This is a genomic window from Alicyclobacillus contaminans DSM 17975, assembly GCF_000429525.1.
GTDB lineage: Bacteria > Bacillota > Bacilli > Alicyclobacillales > Alicyclobacillaceae > Alicyclobacillus_A > Alicyclobacillus_A contaminans.
The window spans coordinates 1-23,211 of sequence record NZ_AUCA01000041.1 but is presented as its reverse complement, the minus strand read 5'-3'; the positions used below and the strand labels follow the sequence as shown (position 1 = coordinate 23,211).

23 protein-coding genes, 1 rRNA gene and 1 pseudogene are annotated in these 23,211 nt (G+C 55.3%); 10 read left to right on the top strand and 15 right to left on the bottom strand.

Annotated elements, in window-relative coordinates:
• A partial coding sequence (locus tag G463_RS0113915) for a transposase (protein WP_026975650.1) occupies positions 1-306 on the top strand: 306 nt, incomplete at its 5' end.
• 7 nt (positions 307-313) lie between these two features.
• Here G463_RS0113915 and G463_RS20510 read toward each other — a convergent pair.
• A complete protein-coding gene (locus G463_RS20510) occupies positions 314-892 on the bottom strand; it encodes a hypothetical protein (protein WP_156900223.1) in 579 nt (192 codons plus the stop codon).
• Between the two features lie 121 nt (positions 893-1,013).
• On the opposite strand from G463_RS20510, the gene yyaC reads away from it, so the two are divergent.
• On the top strand, positions 1,014-1,625 hold the full coding sequence (gene yyaC / locus G463_RS20505; RefSeq protein WP_051322314.1) for a spore protease YyaC: 612 nt from the start codon (positions 1,014-1,016) through the stop codon (positions 1,623-1,625).
• A gap of 10 nt (positions 1,626-1,635) precedes the next feature.
• Here the strand turns inward: yyaC and G463_RS0113900 are convergent, their stop codons facing one another.
• The 14 genes and pseudogenes from G463_RS0113900 to rpmH form a co-directional block, all read right to left on the bottom strand.
• Positions 1,636-2,517, bottom strand: a complete 882-nt coding sequence (locus tag G463_RS0113900) for a diacylglycerol/lipid kinase family protein (RefSeq protein ID WP_026975649.1) — start codon at positions 2,515-2,517, stop codon at positions 1,636-1,638.
• Positions 2,514-3,026: a DUF4446 family protein gene (locus tag G463_RS0113895; RefSeq protein WP_026975648.1), complete on the bottom strand. Its 513-nt coding sequence runs from the start codon at positions 3,024-3,026 to the stop codon at positions 2,514-2,516. Before G463_RS0113895 ends, G463_RS0113900 begins: the two co-directional genes overlap by 4 nt.
• 114 nt (positions 3,027-3,140) lie before the next feature.
• Positions 3,141-3,851, bottom strand: coding sequence for a DUF554 domain-containing protein (locus G463_RS0113890; RefSeq protein ID WP_026975647.1), 711 nt, complete (start codon positions 3,849-3,851; stop codon positions 3,141-3,143).
• 56 nt (positions 3,852-3,907) lie between these two features.
• Entirely contained in the window at positions 3,908-4,756 is an 849-nt protein-coding gene (locus tag G463_RS0113885) for a ParB/RepB/Spo0J family partition protein (RefSeq protein WP_026975646.1), read from the bottom strand.
• Positions 4,749-5,516: a ParA family protein gene (locus G463_RS0113880; RefSeq protein ID WP_026975645.1), complete on the bottom strand. Its 768-nt coding sequence runs from the start codon at positions 5,514-5,516 to the stop codon at positions 4,749-4,751. Before G463_RS0113880 ends, G463_RS0113885 begins: the two co-directional genes overlap by 8 nt.
• 263 nt (positions 5,517-5,779) lie before the next feature.
• A pseudogene (gene noc, locus G463_RS20500) lies at positions 5,780-6,612 on the bottom strand (nucleoid occlusion protein).
• Between the two features lie 131 nt (positions 6,613-6,743).
• Entirely contained in the window at positions 6,744-7,439 is a 696-nt protein-coding gene (gene rsmG / locus G463_RS0113870) for a 16S rRNA (guanine(527)-N(7))-methyltransferase RsmG (RefSeq protein ID WP_026975644.1), read from the bottom strand.
• Positions 7,432-9,321, bottom strand: coding sequence for a tRNA uridine-5-carboxymethylaminomethyl(34) synthesis enzyme MnmG (gene mnmG, locus G463_RS0113865; RefSeq protein ID WP_026975643.1), 1,890 nt, complete (start codon positions 9,319-9,321; stop codon positions 7,432-7,434). Before mnmG ends, rsmG begins: the two co-directional genes overlap by 8 nt.
• A 26-nt stretch (positions 9,322-9,347) precedes the next feature.
• Positions 9,348-10,733, bottom strand: a complete 1,386-nt coding sequence (gene mnmE / locus G463_RS0113860; RefSeq protein WP_026975642.1) for a tRNA uridine-5-carboxymethylaminomethyl(34) synthesis GTPase MnmE — start codon at positions 10,731-10,733, stop codon at positions 9,348-9,350.
• An 84-nt stretch (positions 10,734-10,817) separates the two neighbouring features.
• Positions 10,818-11,489, bottom strand: coding sequence for an RNA-binding cell elongation regulator Jag/EloR (gene jag / locus G463_RS20495; RefSeq protein WP_051322313.1), 672 nt, complete (start codon positions 11,487-11,489; stop codon positions 10,818-10,820).
• A gap of 36 nt (positions 11,490-11,525) precedes the next feature.
• On the bottom strand, positions 11,526-12,155 hold the full coding sequence (locus G463_RS0113850; RefSeq protein ID WP_051322312.1) for a YidC/Oxa1 family membrane protein insertase: 630 nt from the start codon (positions 12,153-12,155) through the stop codon (positions 11,526-11,528).
• Positions 12,156-12,294: 139 nt separating this feature from the next.
• Complete coding sequence (yidD, locus tag G463_RS22445; protein ID WP_425387072.1) at positions 12,295-12,498, bottom strand: membrane protein insertion efficiency factor YidD; 204 nt, start codon at positions 12,496-12,498, stop codon at positions 12,295-12,297.
• Between the two features lie 38 nt (positions 12,499-12,536).
• Positions 12,537-12,911 carry a ribonuclease P protein component gene (gene rnpA, locus G463_RS0113840; protein ID WP_084171699.1) on the bottom strand — a complete coding sequence of 125 codons (375 nt, stop codon included), beginning with the start codon at positions 12,909-12,911 and terminating at the stop codon, positions 12,537-12,539.
• Between the two features lie 101 nt (positions 12,912-13,012).
• Positions 13,013-13,147, bottom strand: a complete 135-nt coding sequence (gene rpmH, locus G463_RS0113835; protein WP_026975638.1) for a 50S ribosomal protein L34 — start codon at positions 13,145-13,147, stop codon at positions 13,013-13,015.
• A gap of 567 nt (positions 13,148-13,714) precedes the next feature.
• Here rpmH and dnaA point away from each other — a divergent pair.
• The 8 genes from dnaA to G463_RS0113790 form a co-directional block, all read left to right on the top strand.
• Positions 13,715-15,073 carry a chromosomal replication initiator protein DnaA gene (gene dnaA, locus G463_RS0113830; RefSeq protein ID WP_026975637.1) on the top strand — a complete coding sequence of 453 codons (1,359 nt, stop codon included), beginning with the start codon at positions 13,715-13,717 and terminating at the stop codon, positions 15,071-15,073.
• Positions 15,074-15,335: 262 nt separating this feature from the next.
• Positions 15,336-16,466, top strand: a complete 1,131-nt coding sequence (gene dnaN / locus G463_RS0113825) for a DNA polymerase III subunit beta (protein ID WP_026975636.1) — start codon at positions 15,336-15,338, stop codon at positions 16,464-16,466.
• 16 nt (positions 16,467-16,482) lie between these two features.
• The gene (yaaA, locus tag G463_RS0113820; RefSeq protein ID WP_026975635.1) at positions 16,483-16,716 is read left to right on the top strand and encodes a S4 domain-containing protein YaaA; all 234 of its coding nucleotides are present in this window, start codon (positions 16,483-16,485) and stop codon (positions 16,714-16,716) included.
• Positions 16,698-17,816: a DNA replication/repair protein RecF gene (gene recF / locus G463_RS0113815; RefSeq protein ID WP_026975634.1), complete on the top strand. Its 1,119-nt coding sequence runs from the start codon at positions 16,698-16,700 to the stop codon at positions 17,814-17,816. Before yaaA ends, recF begins: the two co-directional genes overlap by 19 nt.
• Before the next feature lie 8 nt (positions 17,817-17,824).
• Positions 17,825-18,094, top strand: coding sequence for an extracellular matrix regulator RemB (gene remB / locus G463_RS0113810; RefSeq protein ID WP_026975633.1), 270 nt, complete (start codon positions 17,825-17,827; stop codon positions 18,092-18,094).
• A gap of 10 nt (positions 18,095-18,104) precedes the next feature.
• The gene (gyrB, locus tag G463_RS0113805) at positions 18,105-20,063 is read left to right on the top strand and encodes a DNA topoisomerase (ATP-hydrolyzing) subunit B (RefSeq protein WP_051322311.1); all 1,959 of its coding nucleotides are present in this window, start codon (positions 18,105-18,107) and stop codon (positions 20,061-20,063) included.
• 27 nt (positions 20,064-20,090) lie between these two features.
• On the top strand, positions 20,091-22,541 hold the full coding sequence (gyrA, locus tag G463_RS0113800; protein WP_026975631.1) for a DNA gyrase subunit A: 2,451 nt from the start codon (positions 20,091-20,093) through the stop codon (positions 22,539-22,541).
• Positions 22,542-23,041: 500 nt separating this feature from the next.
• Positions 23,042-23,211 (top strand): 16S ribosomal RNA (locus tag G463_RS0113790); the annotation flags it as partial.

Here is a 23,211-nt window from a genome sequence, read left to right as displayed (position 1 = left end):
CGTCGTTATCACCGTTCCGAGCGGCTGTACATCATCCTGGACAACTTTTCGCCGCACAAGCATGAGCGTGTCCGAAACTGGGCGGTCGAGAACAATGTGGAATTGGTCTACACTCCGACACACGCATCGTGGCTCAATCGGATTGAGTGTCATTTCGGGCCGTTGCGCAAGTTTGTGCTGAGTGGCAGCAACCATGAGGACCACAAGGCACTTGCTGACGCAATTCGGGCATATATTCGCTGGCGCAATAAGCACAGGCGAAACGCTAGCCTTCTACGGGAACAAAAGAAGATCAAGGTTGCCTGAAGGGGCACTAGTGCAGCCCCACCGCGCGCGCCAACAAACCCACGCACACGGAATGCTCAATCGACGTCACCAAGAGCGACACGCCGTTCAGCCATGCCAGATGCACCAACAATCCGCACGTCAGATAAGCGACATAAATGCCGCAGAGGGTACCCAACAATCCGGACAGCCATCGTTCGCGTTTGGACGGCAGCACTCGAGACACATCCCAGAGCGCGTCGGACACATAACTGGCCACGGCGAACGCAAGAAAGATGGCCACCGTGATGGCGGTGTGGAACACAGCCCGAATGAGCTGAAACGCAATCCACTGACTGGAGTTCATACCGGTGGCCGCTGGAACCGGCGGCAAAAACGTCGACAACGCATTCACCGTTTCCGCGGAGGTGGAAATGTGTACCGCAAGCCAGGCGAGCGCCGCCGCATTGGCTGGAACCAAATGTTCCGTCAGCCACGAGGACAAATTGGACGCCACATAGCCCGCAGAGACAATTCCACCTGTGAATATCAGCGCCCGGTGCACACCGCGATGGGTGATCCACAACATCATCCAGCTGGTTTCCGCGAGCAACAGGATGTCCAACACATGCAACCCTCCCGAATTCCTGAACGCGGATTGGTAGCCGCCGGCCAGGTATAGTTGCCAGGTATAGTTGATGGTACGTCTACGTATACTGGGAATATTCCGAGTGAGGGGGATTTCCTGAGTGGACAGCAGAACCTCTTCCGATCTCTGTGAGAGGACCGGTGAATTTCCGGTGTTTCGGATTGGATTTGACCATCCCGATGCGGTACCCCGTCTCAGCCAAATTGTGGACGAGGTGCTGGAACAGGCAGGAGATCGGGAAGTTGTCATCATTTGCGTTGGCACGGATCGATCGACCGGAGATGCGTTCGGTCCCATCATCGGATCGAAACTGCATTCGACCGCAGGCGCAACCGTCTATGGGACGTTGGACGAGCCCGTGCATGCGGTCAACCTTGCAGCAACCCTGGATACCATCGCGCAAATCCATCGAAATCGTCCATTCATCTTGGCGATTGACGCCTGTTTGGGAAAATTCGACCACGTGGGACATATCATTGTGGAACAGGGACCGCTTCGGCCCGGTGCCGGCGTGAAAAAGACGTTGCCCGAGTTCGGCGATTTCACCATCACCGGTGTCGTCAACGTCTCTGGATTCATGGAGTATTTCGTCCTGCAGAACACGCGGTTGGGTGTGGTCATGCGGATGACGGACATTGTGGTCCATGCCCTCCGCAATGGACTGTTCCGGCGAAACATGCGGCTTGGCATCTCGCAGGCCGTCCGTGGTTGAACGCAATCCCTCACCGATGGCTTGGCGTGAGCAAACGCAGCGCGTTAGCCTGGACAGACACCGCCAGATTCACCACCGAAGGCAGCCATTCTCCGTCCAACTGGGCAGACTTGCAGCCTTCGGGCAAGGACATTTGAATGGATTGGCCCCGGAAGAACCTCACATACGGCAAATGCACGTGACGGCCGCGGTACACAGATGGAAATAACATCAATAACCGCGGCTTTGTTATACCCGCCACCACACAGACATCCAACAGACCATCGTCCACGCAAGCCTGAGGTGCGAGTCTCATCCCGCCGCCAAACGCGGGCCCGTTGGACACCACCACCAGAGACACGTCGTCCGCGCACACCTGTTCTCCATCAATCAACATGTGCAGGGAGAAACGTCGATGACGGAACAGAACCCCAGGCAGCACCGCAGCGTATGCCAGACGACCCATCCGCTTGACCGTGCGATGGCGCTCCACCGCCTCGACCACGTCCGCATCCAATCCGATGCCCATGGCATTCACGGTCCAACGGTCGTTCACACGCAGGATATCCACGACGCGTTCGCATCCAGCCATCATTTCGTGCAAGGCCTGCACGGGATCGGTAGGAATGCCTATGGTTTTCACGAAGTCGTTGCCGGTGCCCGCAGGGATGACGGACAGTGTCAAGCTAGACTGCATGGCATGTTGCACCGCGCGATGCACCGTACCATCTCCGCCTACAGCCACCAACACGGTGGACCGAGACAGATGGGGCAGCCCCGAATCCGAATCATGAACCTCATACTCAATGTCTGGATATGTATGGCGAAGCAATGGCTCGATTCGAGTCCAGACGCGCAGTGCTTTCCCACGCCCGGCCTTGGGATTGACCAGAAAACAAAACCTTCGCTTCATACACGTGTGGACCGCTTGACCGGAGCTGTCATAGACTCGCCATGAATGACCGTTTGCTCTTCCTCCGTCAAGGTGTAGGACGACGTGCCGGATGCCACGGGCTTGGCGTAGGTTCTCGATTCATCGCGCCCGTAGATGGACGATATCACCACCCCGTCGGCGTAATCGTCCAACAACGCCACAGAAAAACTGAGATCGCTGCCCGTATCGGCAAACGCATTGTACCGTACAATCTTCGCGGTTGAGATTTTCCGCCGCACCTGCTCACGCAATTCCTGCATGTCGGATTGAACTTGCGCCACCTCCTGGCGCAACTGATCCACCTGTTTCAACGTCCTGGCGTACACTTCTTCCAAGTCCGCACTCGAATGGATAGATGTCCAACGTTTCATTTTACGTTTCCACCCGGCAGCAGAAGCCACTGCAATCGCCGTGAAAATGATGCAAATGAGGGCAATCGCCAACGCGCCAAGTGTCAGATAGATTTCATACTGTTGAAGATAGGCCATGTTTCTTCTCTCCCTGCGTCGCCGAATACTCATGTCAGAGGACGGACCTCGTCTTCGAGCCCAGTCCCCTTCAGTATCTGCTCTCAAACGGCAGTTCCGACATCCAAAATCTGTTCAACCGTGAAGCCGCTGCATCACCCAAGGGACCAACCATTTCAGAACCGGAGACACAAACATCGCTGGCAGCAAGTTCCCGACATTGATCTTTTTCACCCCCATCAGACTGATGCCAATACCCACTATCAATAAGCCGCCCGTTGCAGTCATGCAGGCGATGACGGGCGGATTTTGCAGGACGGCACCGGCAAAGTGGGAGATGGTTGCGATGGCTCCTTCGTAGATGAGAACTGGTATCGCTGCCAATGCCACGCCCAGTCCCATCGTGGTTGTAAAAACAATCGCGGATACCATATCGAGTAACGATTTGGCGTACAGGGTCTTATGCACCCCGCTGACCCCGCTCTGGATGGCCCCCACAATCGCCATGGCGCCGACGCAAAAGACCAAACTAGCTGTTACAAACGCTTCTGCCGTACTTCCTTGCACCCGGCGCGTTCGAGATTCGACCATCCGGCCCACACCCAACAACTTGCCTTCCACGTCCCACCATGTGCCGAGCAACCCACCGATGACCAGACTGACGATGATGTACATGATGTCCTGGCTGTCTTTCAACGCCATGTCCAGTCCAATCAGCATCACCGCAAGGGCCAACCCTTGCATCATGGCCTCCTGAAATCGTTCCGACATCCTCGGAATGAGAAAACCCACAAACACGCCAAACAGGATGGCACCCGCGTTTACCAAGCTGCCCAATAAAAACACGCGGGACACCTTCCTTCACAGCAATTGATCAAATCGTCCACCTGATGAATCTCTCCCTACGATTGAGACAACAAGTTCAGAATTCGTTCCAGGTCGTCGGGAGAAAAGTACTCAATCTCGATCTTTCCTCGCCGCTTCCCCTGATGAATTTTCACCTGTGTACCGAGGAACGACCGAAGTTTGTCTTCGTAATGCCGAATGTACGGCGTGGACGCGGTCCGCTTCGGTGTTTCACGTGAAACACTCTGCGACTTCGGGTACGTCACAGATTCCAACTTGCGAACGCTCCACTCTTCACGCACAGCCCGTTCCGCCAGTTCCTTCTGCTTTTCCTCATCCTCCACCGCCAACAACGCACGAGCATGTCCCATTGACAATGTTCCACGTGAAACAAGGGCTCGAACCGGGGCCGGAAGCTGCAGCAAGCGTACCATGTTGGCCACGTGACTACGGCTTTGTCCCACGCGCTTCGCCAGTTCCTCCTGTGTCATATTCGCTTTTTGCATCAGCTGGACATACGCTTCCGCCAGCTCAATGGCGTTCAAATCCTCGCGCTGCAGGTTCTCAATCACCGCAATTTCCATCAATTCAATATCCGAGAATTCGCGGATGACCGCAGGCACGACGGACAAACCCACCAACTGCGCCGCACGAAACCGCCGTTCCCCAGCCACAATATCATACCCGCGAACGCTGCTTCGCCGTACAACCAATGGCTGAATAATGCCATGTTCCCGAATGGAATCCGCCAATTCCCGCAGCTTTTCTTCGTTAAATTCCTGTCTGGGTTGATAGGGATTCGGTCGCAGCTGTTGAACATCCAGTTGTGCAACAGCGTCGAACTCCGTGACATTCAGCTGGGGTATCAACGCCTCAAGCCCTTTGCCAAGTCCCTTCTTATTCAACCTTCACCACTTCCTTGGCGAGATCCATGTACGTTTCCGCGCCTTTCGATTTCGGGTCATAAAAAATGATGGGCTGCCCATGACTCGGCGCCTCACTGAGCCGTACATTTCGAGGAATGACCGTCCGGTACACCTTATCCCGGAAAAATTTCTTCACATCTTCAATCACTTGAATCCCCAGATTTGTGCGCGCATCCAACATCGTCAGGAGCACGCCTTCCACTTCCAGTGAAGTGTTGAGATGTTTCTGCACCAGGCGAATGGTGTTCAACAGTTGGCTCAAGCCTTCCAACGCGTAATACTCGCACTGAATGGGAATGAGGACAGAATCGGCGGCCGTTAACGCGTTCACCGTCAGCAACCCGAGAGAAGGCGGGCAATCGATGACAATGTAGTCAAACTCCTGTCTCAGTGGCTGAATCGCGCGGCGCAGCCGAACCTCGCGGGAGATGGTCGGCACCAACTCGATTTCAGCCCCCGCCAACTGAATCGTTGCCGGCAACACACGCAAATTTTCAACTTGAGTCGGTAGAATCGCTTCATGAATCGGCACGTCGTTGATGATGACATCGTAAACGCAGTAGCGGACATCCGCCTTGTTCACGCCGATTCCTGATGTGGTGTTGCCCTGCGGATCTATGTCAATGAGCAAAACGCGCTTCCCCAGATTGGCTATGCACGCTGCAAGATTCACGGATGTTGTCGTCTTGCCGACACCGCCTTTCTGGTTTGCAACGGCGATCACTCGACCACTGGCCACTGATGCATCCTCCTTAAAAACTCCGGTGTCTACACGGTCCCACCGGATTGACCTCATTGTACTGCAAAATCCAAAGCGCGTGGCCATCAGAATGGATGGAGAGGCGCATGTTCTTTCATACCCTGCATGGCCCGACGCGAAACGACATTCACGGCGCAACGAAAAAGCGGCGACAGACTCGATGAGGCTGTCGCATGCGCAGCAATGAAAACCAGTTTCTACACATGATGAATCCATACGATACCTGTTGTTTCGCGAACGTCTCAGGATTTCTTTGGAACTCGAATCACAAACTCGTAGTAATCCTCATCGTCGTTTTCCTTGCAATCCACAACCAAACCGGACTGTTGAATCATTTCCAGCGACTGACGAATGGTGTTCACAGCCAGCCGGACATCGCGGGACAGCCCTCGTCTGCGCGGTCTTGGTTTTTCCCCCGACTGCATCTTCACAAGCAGAGATTTCACCCGTTCTTCCATCTGCTTCACATTCCAGCCGCGCTCCACGCATTCCTCGTACAGCTTGACCTGTAATTCCTCACTCGGCAATGCCAACAGCGCGCGCGCGTGCCGCTCCGTGATCTTGCGAGCCAACAACCCTTGCTGCACCGCTTCGGGAAGGTTGAGCAGGCGCAGTTTATTCGCAATCGTCGACTGCCCCTTGCCCAGACGCTGGGCTAAACTCTCCTGTGTCAACCCGTGCAGTTGCAGCAGTTGCTGATACGCCACCGCTTCTTCAATTGGTGTCAAACCTTCCCGCTGCAGGTTTTCAATCAGGGCTGCCGAAGCTGTTTGCGCGTCGTTCATGACGCGCACAATCGCGGGAATCGTCGTCCAGCCAAGTGACTTCACGGCGCGCCAGCGCCGCTCGCCAGCAATCAATTCGTATACGCCGCGATTCGACGCACGACAATCGGCTGAATGATCCCGTGCGTCTGTATCGTCTTGGCCAGTTCACGAATGCTCTCTTCATCAAACACCGTTCGTGGCTGATACGGGTTTGAAACAATTTCATCCACGGAAATCTGAACGACGTTCCCTTCATCACCGCCGCTATCGCGCGACCCTCCGAGCAAACGACCCCACGTTTCACGCATAGCCATCCATACCCCTCAATTCGTCCACGGTGGCATCCGAACTGTCTACGACACCAGATGTTCCACACCGACAACAGCGAATCCTTCCGACTGACAAAGGATCCATCCAATCAACAAGTTTCGACACCTCATTATAGAGGCTGTTTCTTCGGTATTCCCGACTTTCTCGGATACGCCTTGGGCGTGGGTTTCTGCTGAACCATCACGACGATGGTCCGTTCGGCTCGCTCCTCACCGAGCGTTGTACGGTGAATCCCCGTTACCGCGCCACCAAGGAGGGCGGCAGCCCGCGTCCCTTCCGCCAACTCTTCATCCACGCCGGGTCCTTTGTAAGCGTACACCGCGCCGCCAACGGCGGCCAGCGGCATTGTGTATTCGGCAAGAATGTTCAAACGCGCGACGGCTCTCGACACCACCGCGTCAAACCGGTTGCGATAGGCGTTGTCCCGCCCCACGTCCTCGGCGCGCCCGTGCACAGCTCGCACGTGACGCAACCCCAGTTCTGCACACACATGAGACAGAAAATGAACTCGCTTTTGCAAGGAATCAAACAGGACAAACTCCACATCCGGCATGCAGATGGCCAGTGGAATCCCCGGGAATCCAGCTCCGGTTCCCACATCGGCCACCCGGCGCAGCTGTTGCCTGCGCTGTTTCCACTCGTCTGTTTCCACCACCAGCAGACTGTCGACGAAGTGTTTCACCCACACGTCGTCCCACGCTGTGATGGCGGTCAGGTTCATGCGCTCATTCCACGTCACCAGCAGTTCAAAAAATTTTCGAAACTCCGATTCGTGGTCACGAAACAGAATCTCCGCCTCACGCATTGGCAACCCTTCCTCGGTGTTGCTCAAGGTACACGAGTAAAATCGAGATATCAGCAGGCGTCACCCCTGGCACACGGGATGCCTGACCCACCGTTTGCGGCCGGACGGCGGACAATTTCTGCCTCGCTTCCGTCGCCAATCCGCGAATGCTGTGAAAGTCAATGTCGATGGGAATTCTTCGCTCCTCCAACTTCTTCATGCGTTCAATGGCCTGCTTCTGCTTTTCAATGTACCCAGCATACTTCGTCTGAATCTCCACCTGCTCCACCACATCCGCCGGCAGCGACGCATCACCGGTTCGTCCTTCCATGGCCAGTACGTGCTCGTACGTGACCTCCGGCCGGCGCAACAACTGTTCCAAAGTGGCAGCATCCTCAATGGGCGCAGATCCAGCGGACTCCAAGACCGGGTTCGCTTCAGCCGGCTTCACGCGCGTTCTCCGCAGCCGCGAAAGCTCGCTCTCAATGCCGTCCCGTTTTCGCATCATCGCGTCATATCGCGCATCCGACAGCAGGCCAACGCGGCGCCCGAATTCCGCCAACCGCAGATCCGCGTTGTCATGGCGCAACAACAGCCGGTGCTCGGCCCGAGAGGTGAGCAATCGATACGGTTCGTTCGTTCCCTTGGTCACCAGATCATCAATCATGACCGCAATATAAGCGTCCGAGCGCGACAACAGCAGCGGTTCCCGTTCCAACACCTGGCACGCCGCGTTGATGCCGGCAATAATACCTTGTCCGGCCGCCTCCTCGTAACCGGAGGTACCATTGATCTGCCCGGCCGTGAACAATCCCTTCACCGCCTTTGACTCCAAGGTGGGCCAAAGTTGAGTGGGGACGATGGCATCGTACTCGATGGCATATCCCGGACGGATCATCTCCACCTGTTCCAGTCCTGGAATGGTATGCAGCACCGCCAATTGGACGTCTTCCGGCAGACTGGTCGACAATCCCTGCACATACCATTCCGCGGTCTGCCTGCCCTCCGGCTCCAGGAACACCTGGTGGTTTGGGCGATCGCGGAACCGTACGACCTTGTCCTCGATGGAGGGGCAGTACCGGGGACCGGTGCCTTTGATTTCACCCGAATACATCGGCGCCCGATGCAGATTCTCGAGGATTAACTCGTGAGAATTCTCGTTGGTATACGTCAACCAGCAGGGCACCTGTTCCCGCGGCGGCACGTCCGGATCGAACGAAAAGTGCTGCGGTTCCGGATCTCCTGGCTGCACGATGAGTTTGTCGAAGCGAATGGAATTTTTGTTGACCCGCGGCGGCGTTCCCGTCTTAAACCGAACCAGCTGAAACCCAAGGTCCAACAGGCTTTCCGTCAGTTGAATGGCAGGCATCTGCCCGTTGGGACCACTCTCATACGACACTTCTCCAATGAATACCTTTCCGCGCAGATACGTCCCGGTGGTCAACACGATGGTTTGCGCATGGTACTCGGCGCCCGATTTGGTCACCACGCCCTTGACCCGGCCGCCCTCCGTCAGGATCTCGTCCACCATGCCCTGCTTCAGACTGAGATTGGGCTCGTTTTCAATCTTGTACTTCATCGTCAGTCCATACAGGGATTTGTCGGCTTGGGCCCGCAACGCCTGGACGGCCGGTCCTTTCCCCGTGTTCAACATGCGCATCTGAATGTACGTGTAATCGATGTTCCGAGCCATTTCTCCGCCCAGCGCATCGATTTCCCGCACCACAATCCCCTTCGCCGGACCGCCAATGGACGGATTGCACGGCATATAGGCGATAGTGTCCAGGTTGATGGTCAACAGCAACGTCTTGCAACCCATTCGCGCCGCCGCCAGCGCGGCCTCGCACCCCGCGTGGCCAGCACCAATTACAATCACCTGGTACTCACCGCTGAAAAACCGCATTGCCCTCACCTCACATCGACGTGGTATCACTTGCCGAGACAGAATCGGGAGAAAATCTCATCCAACAGATCCTCCCCCACTTCTTCCCCAATCACCCGTCCCAGTTCCGCGTAAGCCGCCTGCAGTTGCACTGCAATAATGTCCAATGTCGCCCCCATGCGCGCGGCATCCATGGCCAACAGCAGCTCCTGCTTCGCCGACTGCAGCAACTGCGACTGACGAGCGTTGGTGACGTAACTGAGGTCCCCGGGCTCCGCAGCGCCCCCTAAGACCAGTTTTTCCATGCACTCTTCCAACATCGCGAGGCCTTCCGCTTCGCGCGCGGACACGCGCACCACCGGATCGTCGCCAACCCACTGCTTTAACGACGCTAACTCAAAGGCCGCTGGCAGATCCGCCTTGTTTACCACAACAATCCGGGGCGATCCCGATGTTTCTTGCAGCAGTGAGATGTCCTCGTCCCGAAGCGCCTCCGCACCGTTCAACACCATCAGAATCAGTTCCGCAGACTGAACCATTTCACGGGATTTCTCCACGCCGATTCGCTCGACGACATCTGCCGTCTCGCGAATTCCGGCCGTGTCCACCAGCCGGAACGGAATTCCGCGGACATTCACATACTCCTCCAGCACATCCCGTGTGGTTCCCGGAATATCCGTCACAATCGCGCGATCTCTGCGCAACAGCGCATTCATCAACGACGATTTTCCCACGTTGGGACGCCCCGCAATCGTCGTCATCACACCTTCTCGAAGAATCTGTCCGGTGCGCGCCTGGGCAATCAGGGCATCCAAGTCTCGCACCAACGACTCACCCGTCTTCAGCACCTCGGCGCATGCCACACTTTCGACGTCATGCTCCGGGTAGTCAATCGTAACCTCCACGTGCGCCTGCAGGCTGATCAATGTCTTGCGCATGGACCGAATCCGTTCGCTCAGTTTCCCCTGCACCTGCCGCAACGCCGATTTGCTGGCCAAGTCCGTCTTCGCGCGGATCAAGTCCATCACCGCCTCGGCCTGAGACAGATCAATCCGACCGTTCAGGAAAGCTCGTTTCGTGAATTCCCCAGGTTCCGCCAACCGCGCCCCCGCCCGCAGACAGGCCTCCAGGGCAAGCTGCACCACGCGGATGCCACCGTGTACCTGCAGCTCCACCACATCTTCGGCCGTATAGCTTCGCGGTCCGGGCATCCATAACATGATGGCTTCGTCGACCACGTCTTCCTGAATGGGATCCACGACATATCCGTATGTCAACATCCTATCCGAAGCGAGTTCCGCGCGGCGCCCGCTCGGCAGTCTGAACACGGCATCCGCCACATTCCTTGCTCCGGCGCCGCTCACCCGCACAATGCCAACGCTCGACTCGCCCAACGCCGTAGCGATAGCCGCAATGGTATCCTCTTGTACCAACAACCCAGGTCATCTCCCTGCGTTCAGCAACAACACCCTTCTCGGTCGGAGAAGGGTGAATGAAACCTATTGTACAATGCTGCCTCACGGAATGGAAACGGACTTCGGCGGCCCCGATTGAACCACGGGAACCACAACCACCTTCCGATGTGGTTCCGCGCCTTCGCTCGACGTCGTCACATCGCTCCGTTCCTGCAAATACGTGTGAATAAATTTCCGATCTGCCGCCGGCATCGGATCCATGACCACAGGCCGTTTGGTCCGTACCGCCCGCACGGCCGCCCTGTCCGCCATACGCTGCAGCCCTTCCTGGCGACGGCGACGGTAATCCCCCGCGTCGACCACTACTTTGACGAATCGGTCCTGCCCCTGATTGACCACGACATTCGCCAAGTACTGCAGCGATTCGAGCGTGGTCCCGTGGCGGCCAATGACGATGGGCAAGTCTTCTTCTTCACACACCACATCCGCGTGAAGCCGCTTTCGCCCTTCTTCTTCGATCACGCGCGTGCGAATCCTGGCTTCCACGCCCATACGGCGCAATGTGCCGCCTAAAAACTCTCGCAACGCATCTTCCGGTGCCAGTTGAACCGACACTTCCACCTCAGCATCGCGAGCACCGAGAATACCGAACCATCCTCTTACCGGTTCACGGATCACCCGCACACTCGCCTGCGACCGGGTAACGCCCAACTTCACCAGCGCCGACGTCACCGCATCATCAATCGTACGGCCGGTGGCAATCACCTTTTTCATGTAAATCCCCTCTTGGACGACGGACTCACATCTGATTTATTTACCGGAGGCTGCTTGTTCTCGTTGCATCGGACGCACTCGGATGAAATACGTTTGCACAGTGGTGAAAATGTTGCTGTAAATCCAGTACAGGGCAAGACCTGCAGGGAAGCGGCTGCCCAGCAGGAAAATGAACACCGGCATGATCAGCAACATCATGCGCTGTTGCGGATCTGACCCGGACATCGTCACCCGCGACGACAGATAGGTGGTGACCGCCGCCAACAACGGCAAAATGTAATAATGGTCCGGTTTGCCCAGGTAGAAGATCGACAGGAATGTGTAATGGTACAGCCCCACGTTCCCTTCGATGGCACCGAACAGCGCGTACAAAATCGGAAGTTGAATCAACATCGGCAAACAACCGGCCATCGGGTTGATGCCCGCTTCCTGATACAACTTCATCGTTTCCTGCTGAATCTTCTGCGTGTCGCCTTTGTACTTCGCTCGGATCTTCTGCAATTCAGGCTGCATCTGCTGCATCATCTTGGACACCCGAATCTGCTTCACCATGAGCGGCAGCACGAGCAGTCGCACAATGACTGTGACGATCAACAGGGCAATTCCGTAGTTGCCCCAAAGGTGTCGCGCAAAAAAGTCAATAATATCGGAGACAAAATGAAGCACGTCTCCCCATGTGTTATGCGGCCATGCCCCTGGCTTGGATGGATACGGAGAGCATCCAGACAAGGTAAGCAACAAAAAGCCGCTTATCCCCCATAACCACTTAGCGTTTTTCTGCGTCAATTTCAACCGAAGACTCCTCCTACTTCTGTGTGGGTACAGGATCGTATCCACCTTTGTGCCACGGACCGCATTTGACCAGTCGCTTGGCCGCCAACCAACCGCCCCGGAGCGCGCCGTACCGCTGAACCGCCTCGACCGCGTACTGAGAGCAACTGGGCACAAACCGGCAACGCGGCGGAAACAGGGGGGATATCGCAACCTGATACAGGCGTATCAACCACAAAAATACGTACCGAATGATTCACCAACTCCTACCGAACATCATATCATGATCTTCGCCTTGCGGAGCAGCTTGGTCAGTTCGGTTCGAATTTCATCATAACTGGCTTCGGCAGCAGAACGTCGACAAATCACCACGAAATCCATATGAGTGTTCTCTATGTGCGGCGCGAGTTCCTGCCAGCAGGCGCGCAATCTCCGCTTGAGACGGTTGCGAACGACCGCATTGCCGACCTTTTTGCTCACGGAAAACCCCGCGCGGAACGTCGGTGTATGCCGATTTTCAAACCAATACAAGATGAAGTGTCGGACCGCAACGGACTTACCGCGGGCAAACACCCGCCGAAAGTCGCGATTGTCCTTCAAACGATATTCAGCCCGCAATGCCAACGCCCTTTCCCGGCAAATGGTGCCCATCCATTAGCATGAACCAAAACGAAACCGAAACAACCCCAATTCCCGCACTTGGCGCAGAACTGGGGTTGTTCAAGGCTTTATCGGCCAGTGCACCGCGAATCTCACGCGGACAACACCTTACGTCCTTTTTTCCGGCGAGCGGCGATAACCTTGCGGCCATTCTTGGTGCGCATGCGCTGACGGAAACCATGCACCTTCTTGCGCTTGCGTGTATTGGGGCGATACGTTGGTTGCATCCAGCCACCCTCCCTTCCTCGAACAAAACACTGCGCAAAATCTTATCAAACCGCTGTCCCCCTGTCAACAGAAGAAACCGCGCCTATGCTCCCGAGAATCCGAATGCCTCATTTCAATTATCCACAATCCACAACGCACGTTTCCGTCGACACGCCTCGACACTATCCACATAGATTTACACAGTTATTCACATCTGAACAACTCGTGAACAACCCTTCGATTGCATATATGAAATTGTGGACAATTCGTCCAAGTGATTGCGTACGCTCGATGAATTCTGCTATGATTGGCGATGCCAATTCTTCAACGCCCTGTGAATAACATAATTCATCCACAACCCTATCCACAGCCTGTGGATAATTTTGTTCACACACGACTGAGTATGTGTACAAATCCGATGTAAGTTATCCACAGCACTCCCGTACAATTTCCGACAAAAATTGCATTCCCCTATATCCATTGGGGGTTTGCAGTTTTCACTTGTCCACAGGGTTATCAACAGGGTGTGCACCAAGCAGGACTATACAGAGTGACAAGCACAGCTCGGGGGGTTCACAGTTATCACCATGGCGACAGCATTCGATACGCGGTTTTTCAACGAAGTTTGGGACCAAGTGCTGCTCATCATGCGGGAGCGCATGAGTGGACCAACATTTGAAACATGGTTCGCGGGCACGCGAATTGCCTCATACCATGAGGATCGAAACCAGCTGATTATCGAGGCACCCAATATTTTCACGCGCAATTGGCTGGAAAAGAATTACACACGAATTGTAGAAAGCACCCTGACGGCGTTGACGGAGCAGGAGTTTACTGTAAAATTTGTGGTGTCTGCCGAATCAACCGAAAATTCAAATAATGATGATGCGGGAATGGCCTCTTCGCTGGAGGCTTCCTCGCACCAGCTGAACCCGCGCTACACCTTTGAGACCTTCGTGATTGGCGCCAGCAATCGATTCGCACACGCAGCCAGTCTGGCAGTCGCCGAAACGCCCGCCAAGGCCTACAATCCGCTGTTCATTTACGGTGGTGTGGGACTCGGAAAAACCCATCTGATGCACGCCATCGGACATTACGTGCTGAGACACACCCCCAGCGCCAAAGTTCTGTACTTGTCGTCGGAACGATTCATCAATGAATTCATTCACGCAATCCGAGACAACTTCACCGAGGAATTTCGCAACCACTACCGTTCCATCGACGTGCTCTTGATTGACGACATCCAATTCCTCGCGCGCAAAGAGCAAACGCAGGAGGAATTTTTCCATACATTTAACGCGCTGCACGAGGCTGGAAAACAGATTGTGATTTCCAGCGACAGGCCACCGAAAGAAATTCCAACGCTGGAGGACCGCCTCCGGAGCCGGTTTGAATGGGGGCTCATCACAGACATCCAACCGCCCGACCTGGAAACGCGCATCGCCATTCTGCAGCGCAAGGCGAAGTCCGACGGCCTGCAGGTTCCGGAAGAGGTCGCCTATTTCATCGCAACCCAGATCAACTCCAACATTCGAGAACTGGAAGGCGCGCTCATTCGCGTGATGGCTTTCTCATCCCTGGTCAACCAGGACCTGTCCATCGATCTCGCGGAACAAGCGCTGCGCGACATCATCACCGTCGACAGACCGCGCGTGATCACCGTCAACCAAATTCAAAAAGTGGTGGGCGATCACTTCGGGCTGAAGGTGGACGAGTTGAAGGCCAAGAAGCGCACGAAGAACGTTGCGTTCGCTCGCCAGGTAGCCATGTACCTGACTCGTGAGCTCACGGATCTGTCTCTGCCCAAAATCGGCGATGCGTTCGGCGGCCGAGACCACACCACGGTCATCCACGCGTGCGAAAAAATCTCAGAGGAAATGTCCAAGGATGAAATGGTCAAGAGCACCGTTGAACGACTTGCGGAAGCCATTCGTACGCTTTCGTGAACATCCACAGGCGATGTGAATAAATCCGTACAAAACGCAAAAGTTGTGCACAGGTTGTCCACAGTGTGGATAACCTGATATCATCTGCAATTCAGACGCTTATCCACAATGTGCACAGGGTCTATTACTATGATTACTATATGTTCTGTACTACATTTATTCATGATCCCCAAAAACGATGCATGTCTCTGCGCAACCTTGAACCACGCATGCTCACATTGCGCAGATACCAGTACTTATGCGGGAAGGAGTCTTTTCATTCATGAAACTTTCCATCCGGAAGCACGCACTGTTGGAAGCCATCCAAGTGGTCTCGAAAGCGGTGGCAGTTCGGACTCCCAAACAGGTCTTGACGGGTATTCTCTTGACAGCAGAATCGAATCGATTGGTGGCGACGGCTTATGATTTGGAGTTGGCCATCCAGACACATATTGAAATCAACGAAGACACCGGACTCTCCGTCATCGCAGAGGGTTCCATCGTGCTGCCCGCTCGCTACTTTGCCGACATGGTGCGGAAACTTCCGGAAGACCAGGTGACATTGCAAGTCGATCACAACTACATGACGGAAATTACCTCCGGTCTGGCACAGTTTCATCTGCATGGCATCGACGCTGCCGAATTCCCGAAACTGCCGGAGTTTCACGGAGCACAATCGCTCAACATCTCCAGCGATCTGTTGCACACGCTCATCACCTCCACTTCCTTTGCCGCAGCCAACACCGAAGTGCGGCCCATCCTGACGGGCATTCACGTGGTCTGCGATGGGCGGGGACTGACATTCACGGCGACAGACGGATTGCGTTTGGCCACGCGGTCAGCCGCCATCGCCCAAACACAAACCCAGCCATGGAATGCCATCATTCCTGCAAAATCGTTGGCTGAACTGGCCAAGCTGCTGCCGGATTCCGATGAATCCATCACCATGCAGATCACACATACGCACAGTCTGTTCATGATTGGCACTACAAACTTCTACACGCGGATGATTGATGGGGCGTATCCGGACACCACACGAATCATCCCAACAAGTTCCAGGACCGAGCTCATTGTGAACACGACGGAGCTGATGAACGCGATTGACCGGGCCGCCCTCATCGCGAGAGAACGAGAAAACAACATGGTTCGGTTGCAATTGGACGATACCACCATCACCGTCTCGTCCAGCTCTCCGGAGATTGGAAACGTGTCGGAGAGCCTCAAAGCCAACGCGAAGACGGGCGATGACATGGCGATTGCGTTCAATGCCAAGTACGTTCTGGACGCGCTCAAAGCACTTCGTTCCTCCGAAGTGGTGGTTCGCTTCAACGGTTGGAACCAGCCCTTCACTTTCCGGGAAGTCGGTAACGAAGAATTCGGCCTGCAATTGATCTCACCAGTCCTGATGCGTTGAAACAGGAGATGACGAAGTGGACATCGAAATTCATACTCCGTACATCACGTTGGGCCAGTTGCTCAAAGTAGCGGACATCGTTCGGAGCGGCGGGGAAGTGAAGTCTTTTCTCGAGCGCCAGTCCGCCATTGTGAATGGGGAGCAAGAACAGCGCAGGGGAAGAAAACTCTATCCAGGTGACACCGTAGTCGTTCAAGGTACGCTGTACACCGTCAAGGCGATGACCGACTCATGCACGTCCAGTCATTGACGCTGACCAATTATCGCAACTACGAGACGCTGCATATTGCGTTCTCTCCATCCGTAAACGTGTTCGTCGGGGAAAACGCGCAGGGTAAAACGAACGCGTTGGAAGCCATTTATTTTTTGGCTATGGGCAAGTCGCATCGGACCCACCGGGATGCTGATTGCATTCGCTGGAACTGCTCCGATGCGCAGATTCAGTCTGAGGTGTTTGTTCACGGCAAAGTGCGCCGTTTACAGATAGATTTTCACCAAGGTGCGAAGAGGGCGTCGGTGAACGGCGTCAACCAAGCCAAAATGACAGATTTCGTCGGGCAATTTCAGGTTGTCTTGTTCGCGCCTGAAGATTTGCAGCTGGTCAAGGGCGGACCGCAGGGCAGGCGCCGCTTTATTGACATGGAACTGGGCCAGACCTACCCGAAGTACCTTTACCACCTGAGCCAGTACCAACGAGCGCTGCAGCAACGAAACTCCCTGCTGAAAAACATGTTGCCAAACGCGTCAGCGCTGTTGGATGTGCTCGATGCGCAACTGGTCGAACATGGAAGTGAAGTCCTGCTTCGCCGATTGCGATTTCTGGACCGGATGAAACAGCTTGCGGCGGATATTTACACGTCCATTTCCGACGGGCGCGAAGAGCTGGCACTCGATTACGCCTGCAGCGTGGCCCCGATGACAGATTCCGAACCACCGGACAAATCCCGCATCCAATCTCTGTTCTCCGCAGCACTTGAACGACGTCGTTCCGCGGATATGCAAGCAGGGCACACCACGGTGGGGCCGCACCGGGATGATCTGTTGTTCACGCTGAACGGTCAGCCGGTTCAGTCCTTCGCCAGTCAGGGCCAACAGCGAACCATCGCGCTGTCCCTGAGGCTCGCGGAAATCGATCTCATCCAACAGGAGGTCGGAGAATACCCGGTGCTGCTGTTGGACGATGTGCTGTCAGAACTGGACGACATTCGACAACGCAATCTGGTGTTCAATATGAGTCAAAAGGTGCAAACCATTGTGACGACCACGAGCCTGTTTCAACTGCGAGACAAGCTGCAGGCCGACGTACGTTTGTTTCAGGTACGTTCTGGTATAATACAGAATGAGGGGTAGGTGTCTCTGTGTTCATACATATCGGCGGCGATACCATGGTGTGCATGAAAGATGTTATCGGGATCTTTGACATTCACGTGCAGGAGAGCCCCCTCACAGCAAAATTTATAGAACTCGCAAAACGCAATGAAGCGGTTGAAATTGTGGAGCTTGGAGAGATTAAATCGTTCGTCGTGACGGAACAGAAGCTGTACTACTCTCCGATTTCGTCGTTAACCTTGAAAAAGCGAGCACACTTACTCGATTCCGGAGGCAGAATGGAGCAAGAATCCGAATGATTCACGGCTCATGCATTGCCTTCCTTTTGCATGTTTAGACCAGGATCTTCAGCTTGGAGGGAACTCAGTGGCGGAACAAGTCTACGATGAATCACAAATCCAGGTGTTAGAGGGCCTTGAGGCCGTTCGCAAGCGTCCAGGCATGTACATCGGATCGACCAGCGCACGAGGGCTTCACCATCTGGTGTGGGAGATTGTCGACAACGCCGTGGACGAAGCCCTGGCCGGCCGTTGTACGAAAATCATCGTTCAAATCCACAAAGACAACAGCGTCTCGGTGATTGACAACGGCGCCGGCTTCCCCGTCGGCATCCACCCAAAGACCGGGCGTCCCGCTGTGGAGACCGCGCTGACCGTGCTCCATGCCGGAGGCAAATTCGGCGGCGGTGGATACAAGGTGTCAGGAGGCCTGCACGGCGTCGGGGCGTCCGTGGTGAACGCGCTGTCGGAGTGGCTGAAAGTGGTGGTGTACCGCGATGGCAAGATTTATACGCAGGAGTATGAGCGCGGCAACGTCCTGTACGACCTGAAAGTGATTGGCGAGACGGATCGAACCGGGACCACGGTCACCTTCAAGCCCGATCCGGAAATTTTCACGGAAACCACCGAGTTCAGTTCGGACATTCTGCAAAGCCGTCTCCGCGAACTGGCGTTTCTCAACGCGGGGTTGGAAATTGTCTACGAAGACGAGCGAGAGGACAAGCAGGTGACGTACTGCTATTCCGGCGGTGTGGCGGCTTTTGTGGAGTACCTGAACAAGTCCAAAGACGTTCTGCATCCCACACCGGTCTATGTGACGGGCGTTCGGGACGACGTGACGGTTGAGATTGCCCTGCAGTATAACGACGGCTACTCGCAGACGCTGTTCTCCTTCGCCAACAACATTCACACGCACGAAGGCGGATCTCACGAATCCGGGTTCAAGAGCGCATTGACGCGGGTGATTAACGACTATGCGCGGAAGAACAACCTGGTCAAGGACAATGAGGACAAGTTGACCGGCGATGACGTGCGCGAAGGACTAACGGCAATTGTCAGCGTCAAGGTGCCGGAGCCTCAGTTTGAAGGACAGACCAAGACCAAGCTGGGGAACAGCGAGGTCCGTGGCATCGTGGAGAGTTTGTTTGCCGACAAATTGCAGATTTTCTTCGACGAAAATCCCAGCGTGGCGCGTAAGATTGTCGAAAAGTCGGTGACCGCGGCGCGCGCTCGCGAAGCGGCGAGAAAAGCGCGCGAGCTGACGCGTCGCAAAAACGCGCTCGAGGTCAGTTCATTGCCCGGAAAATTGGCCGATTGTTCGTCCAAGGATGCGTCCGTCAGTGAACTGTATCTGGTCGAGGGTGACTCCGCCGGCGGATCTGCGAAACAGGGACGGGATCGGAATTTTCAGGCAATCCTCCCGCTGCGCGGTAAAATCATCAATGTGGAGAAGGCCCGGTTGGATAAAATCCTGTCCAACCAAGAAATTCGGGCCATCATCACCGCGTTGGGCACGGGAATTGGCGACGATTTCGACATCACCAAAGCCCGGTATCACAAAGTGGTCATCATGACCGATGCCGATGTGGACGGAAGCCACATTCGCACGCTTTTGTTGACGCTGTTTTACCGGTTCATGAAGCCGTTGATAGACGCTGGCTACGTGTATATCGCGCAGCCGCCACTCTACAAGATCACGAAGGGAAAGTCCATTCGCTACGCGTATTCCGACCGAGAGTTGGAAGCCGTTCTCCAGGAAGTGGGGCGGCAAGGGGTCAACATTCAGAGATACAAAGGTCTCGGTGAAATGAATCCGAGCCAGCTTTGGGAAACCACCATGGATCCGGAGGCCCGCACCCTGCTACAGGTCACCATGGAAGACGCGATGGAAGCAGATATGATTTTCACCACGCTGATGGGTGATAAGGTGGAACCGCGCCGGGAGTTCATCGAGGAACACGCGCAGTTTGTTCGCAACCTGGATATTTAAGGCATGACGGTTTAGGAGTGACGTTCGTTGGCAGATGAGACCAGCAGCCGCGTGCTGCCCGTAGAACTCAGTCAGGAAATGAAAAACTCGTTCATCGACTACGCGATGAGCGTCATTGTCAGCCGCGCCATCCCGGATGTGCGCGACGGCTTGAAACCGGTGCACCGGCGGATTCTGTACGCCATGTACGAAGTCGGAATGACGCCGGATAAGCCGTATAAGAAGTCTGCTCGCGTCGTGGGTGACGTGTTGGCAAAGTATCATCCGCACGGCGATGCGGCCGTCTATGATGCATTGGTTCGCATGGCGCAGGACTTCTCCACGCGCTATCCGTTGGTGGATGGGCATGGAAATTTCGGATCGATTGATGGCGATTCCGCTGCTGCCATGCGTTATACGGAATCCCGGATGTCGCAAATCGCCCTGGAACTGCTGCGGGACATCAACAAAGAAACGGTGGATTTCGGGCCGAACTACGACGAGAACGAACAGGAGCCCTTGGTGCTTCCGTCACGGTTCCCGAACCTGCTGGTCAATGGTTCGTCCGGTATCGCCGTTGGGATGGCGACGAACATCCCTCCGCACAATTTGGGCGAGGTCATCGACGGCGTTGTGATGATGATTGACAAACCGGATGTCACCATTGACGAACTGATGACCGTGATCAAGGGGCCCGATTTTCCGACGGGCGGCATGATCCTCGGGACGGATGGGATCCGCGAGGCGTTCCGGACTGGGCGCGGATCCATCACCATTCGGGCGAAAACCCAGTTTGAAGAAGGGCCGGGCGGGAAAACGCGGATTATCGTCAACGAGATCCCGTATCAACAGAACAAAGCTCGCCTGATTGAGAAGATTGCGGAACTGGTTCGCGACAGGCGGTTGGATGGGATCACCGACCTCCGGGACGAGTCGGACCGCACCGGGATGCGCATTGTCATCGAACTCCGACGCGACGTGAAACCGCAGATTGTTCTCAACAACCTGTTCAAGCATACGGGGCTTCAGAGTTCGTTCGGTGTCATCATGCTGGCGCTCGTAAACGGGCAGCCGAAGGTTCTCAACCTTCGCGACATGCTGCACCTGTACCTGGAACACCAGAAAGATGTGGTCCGGCGCCGCACGCAGTTCGATTTGAACAAAGCGGAGGCGCGAGCGCACATCTTGGAAGGGCTGCGCATCGCCTTGGATCACATCGACGAGGTGATTGCGCTGATTCGCGCATCTGCCACCACGGATATTGCCCGGGATGGCTTGATGACGCGCTTCTCCTTGAGCCATGAACAGGCGCAAGCGATTTTGGATATGCGTCTGCAGCGTCTGACCGGTTTGGAGCGGGAGAAGATTGACAACGAGTACAACGAATTGTTGAAACTGATTGCCGAGTTAAAGCAAATTCTGGCGGACGAATCGGTGTTGATGGGAGTTATCCGCGAGGAAATCTTGGAAATCAAACAGCGCTTTGCCGATGAGCGCCGCACCAGCATCGTTCGGGCGGAGGGCGAGATCAACGAGGAAGATCTGATTCCCGTTCAGGACGTTGCGGTGACCATCACCCACGCCGGATACGTCAAGCGTGTGCCCGTGACCACCTACCAGAGCCAGCGGCGCGGCGGTCGCGGGATGACGATGATTGGGACCCGCGAAGAGGATTTCGTCGAACACATGTACATCACGTCTTCGCATCACCAGCTGTTGTTCTTTACCAACAAGGGACGGATGTATGCGTTGAAGGCGTACGAAATTCCGGAGTACAGTCGCCAGGCCAAGGGCCTGCCCATCATCAATCTGATTCAGATTGATCAGGACGAAAAGATCTCTGCGGTGATCCCGGTGAAATCCATGGCTGCGGAAGCCACTGCGAACATGAACCTGTTCTTCGCGACCCGCAGCGGGATTGTTAAGAAAACGCCGCTGTCCGAGTATGCGAACGTCCGGAAGACCGGGCTGATTGCCTTGAACCTTCGCGATGAAGATGAGGTCATCGGCGTACGATTGACGGACGGGAATCAGGATATCATCATGGCCACCCGCAACGGGCTATCCATTCGCTTCCATGAGTCTGACGTCCGCACCATGGGCCGTCAAGCGACCGGTGTGAAGGGGATTCAGCTCGGCGAAGGCGACGAGGTCATCGGCATGGACGTGGTCTATCCAGAGATGGATGTCCTCGTGGTGACCAGCCGCGGCTATGGCAAGAAGACTCCGTCCAGCGACTACCGCATTCAAACGCGGGGCGGTAAGGGCATCAAAACCATCAACTGCACGCCCAAGAACGGCTGCGTGGTCGGGTTGAAGATGGTGCTTCCGGAGGACGATCTGATGATCATCACCAATGCGGGGGTCGCCATCCGAATTCACGTCCACAGCATTTCCACCTTGAGCCGCAACACACAAGGTGTCAAATTGATCAACGTCCCCGAAGAGGAAGAGGTTGTCTCAGTGGCGCGCGTTGTCAATCACGACGATGAGGAGTAAATTAAATCGTGTACACAATCCTGCGCCGACTCGTTCAAACACGGGTCGGCGCAGATCGGTGAGTATACGAGAACGGATGGAGGTGTGGTTCCCAATGACAATGGATCCGCTTGAGCAGCTGGTAATCCACCAAACCGCGATGTTTCTGGGGCTGGCCATCGTGCTCGGCATCGGGTATCTGGTGTTCAACGCGCTGGTCGGCCGGAGATGATTCAATGCGTTTTGCGCGGAGGATCTCCGGCGAACGCCGTTGCACAGTCATTTTCCATAAAAAGTATGTTTTGAAATCGCGAATTCAGGTTGCATTGAGTCGTTCGGCGTGGTATATTACACATTGTCGCTCCGGTGACGGCGCGGCAAACGGTGAGAACACCACCCCAACACTTGACAAGTACATGAGTTGTGTGGTAAGGTGTTCGAGCTGTTTTGAGTGGTTCCTTGAAAACTAAACACGCACAGAGAGTGAATCAACACGCAAGTGTTGTTTTGAGCGAGTCAACTTTTTTGAGAGTTTGATCCTGGCTCAGGACGAACGCTGGCGGCGTGCCTAATACATGCAAGTCGAGCGGACGGAAGGGAGCTTGCTCCTGGAAGTCAGCGGCGGACGGGTGAGTAACACGTGGGTAATCTGCCTGTCAGACCGGAATAACGCCTGGAAACGGGTGCTAAT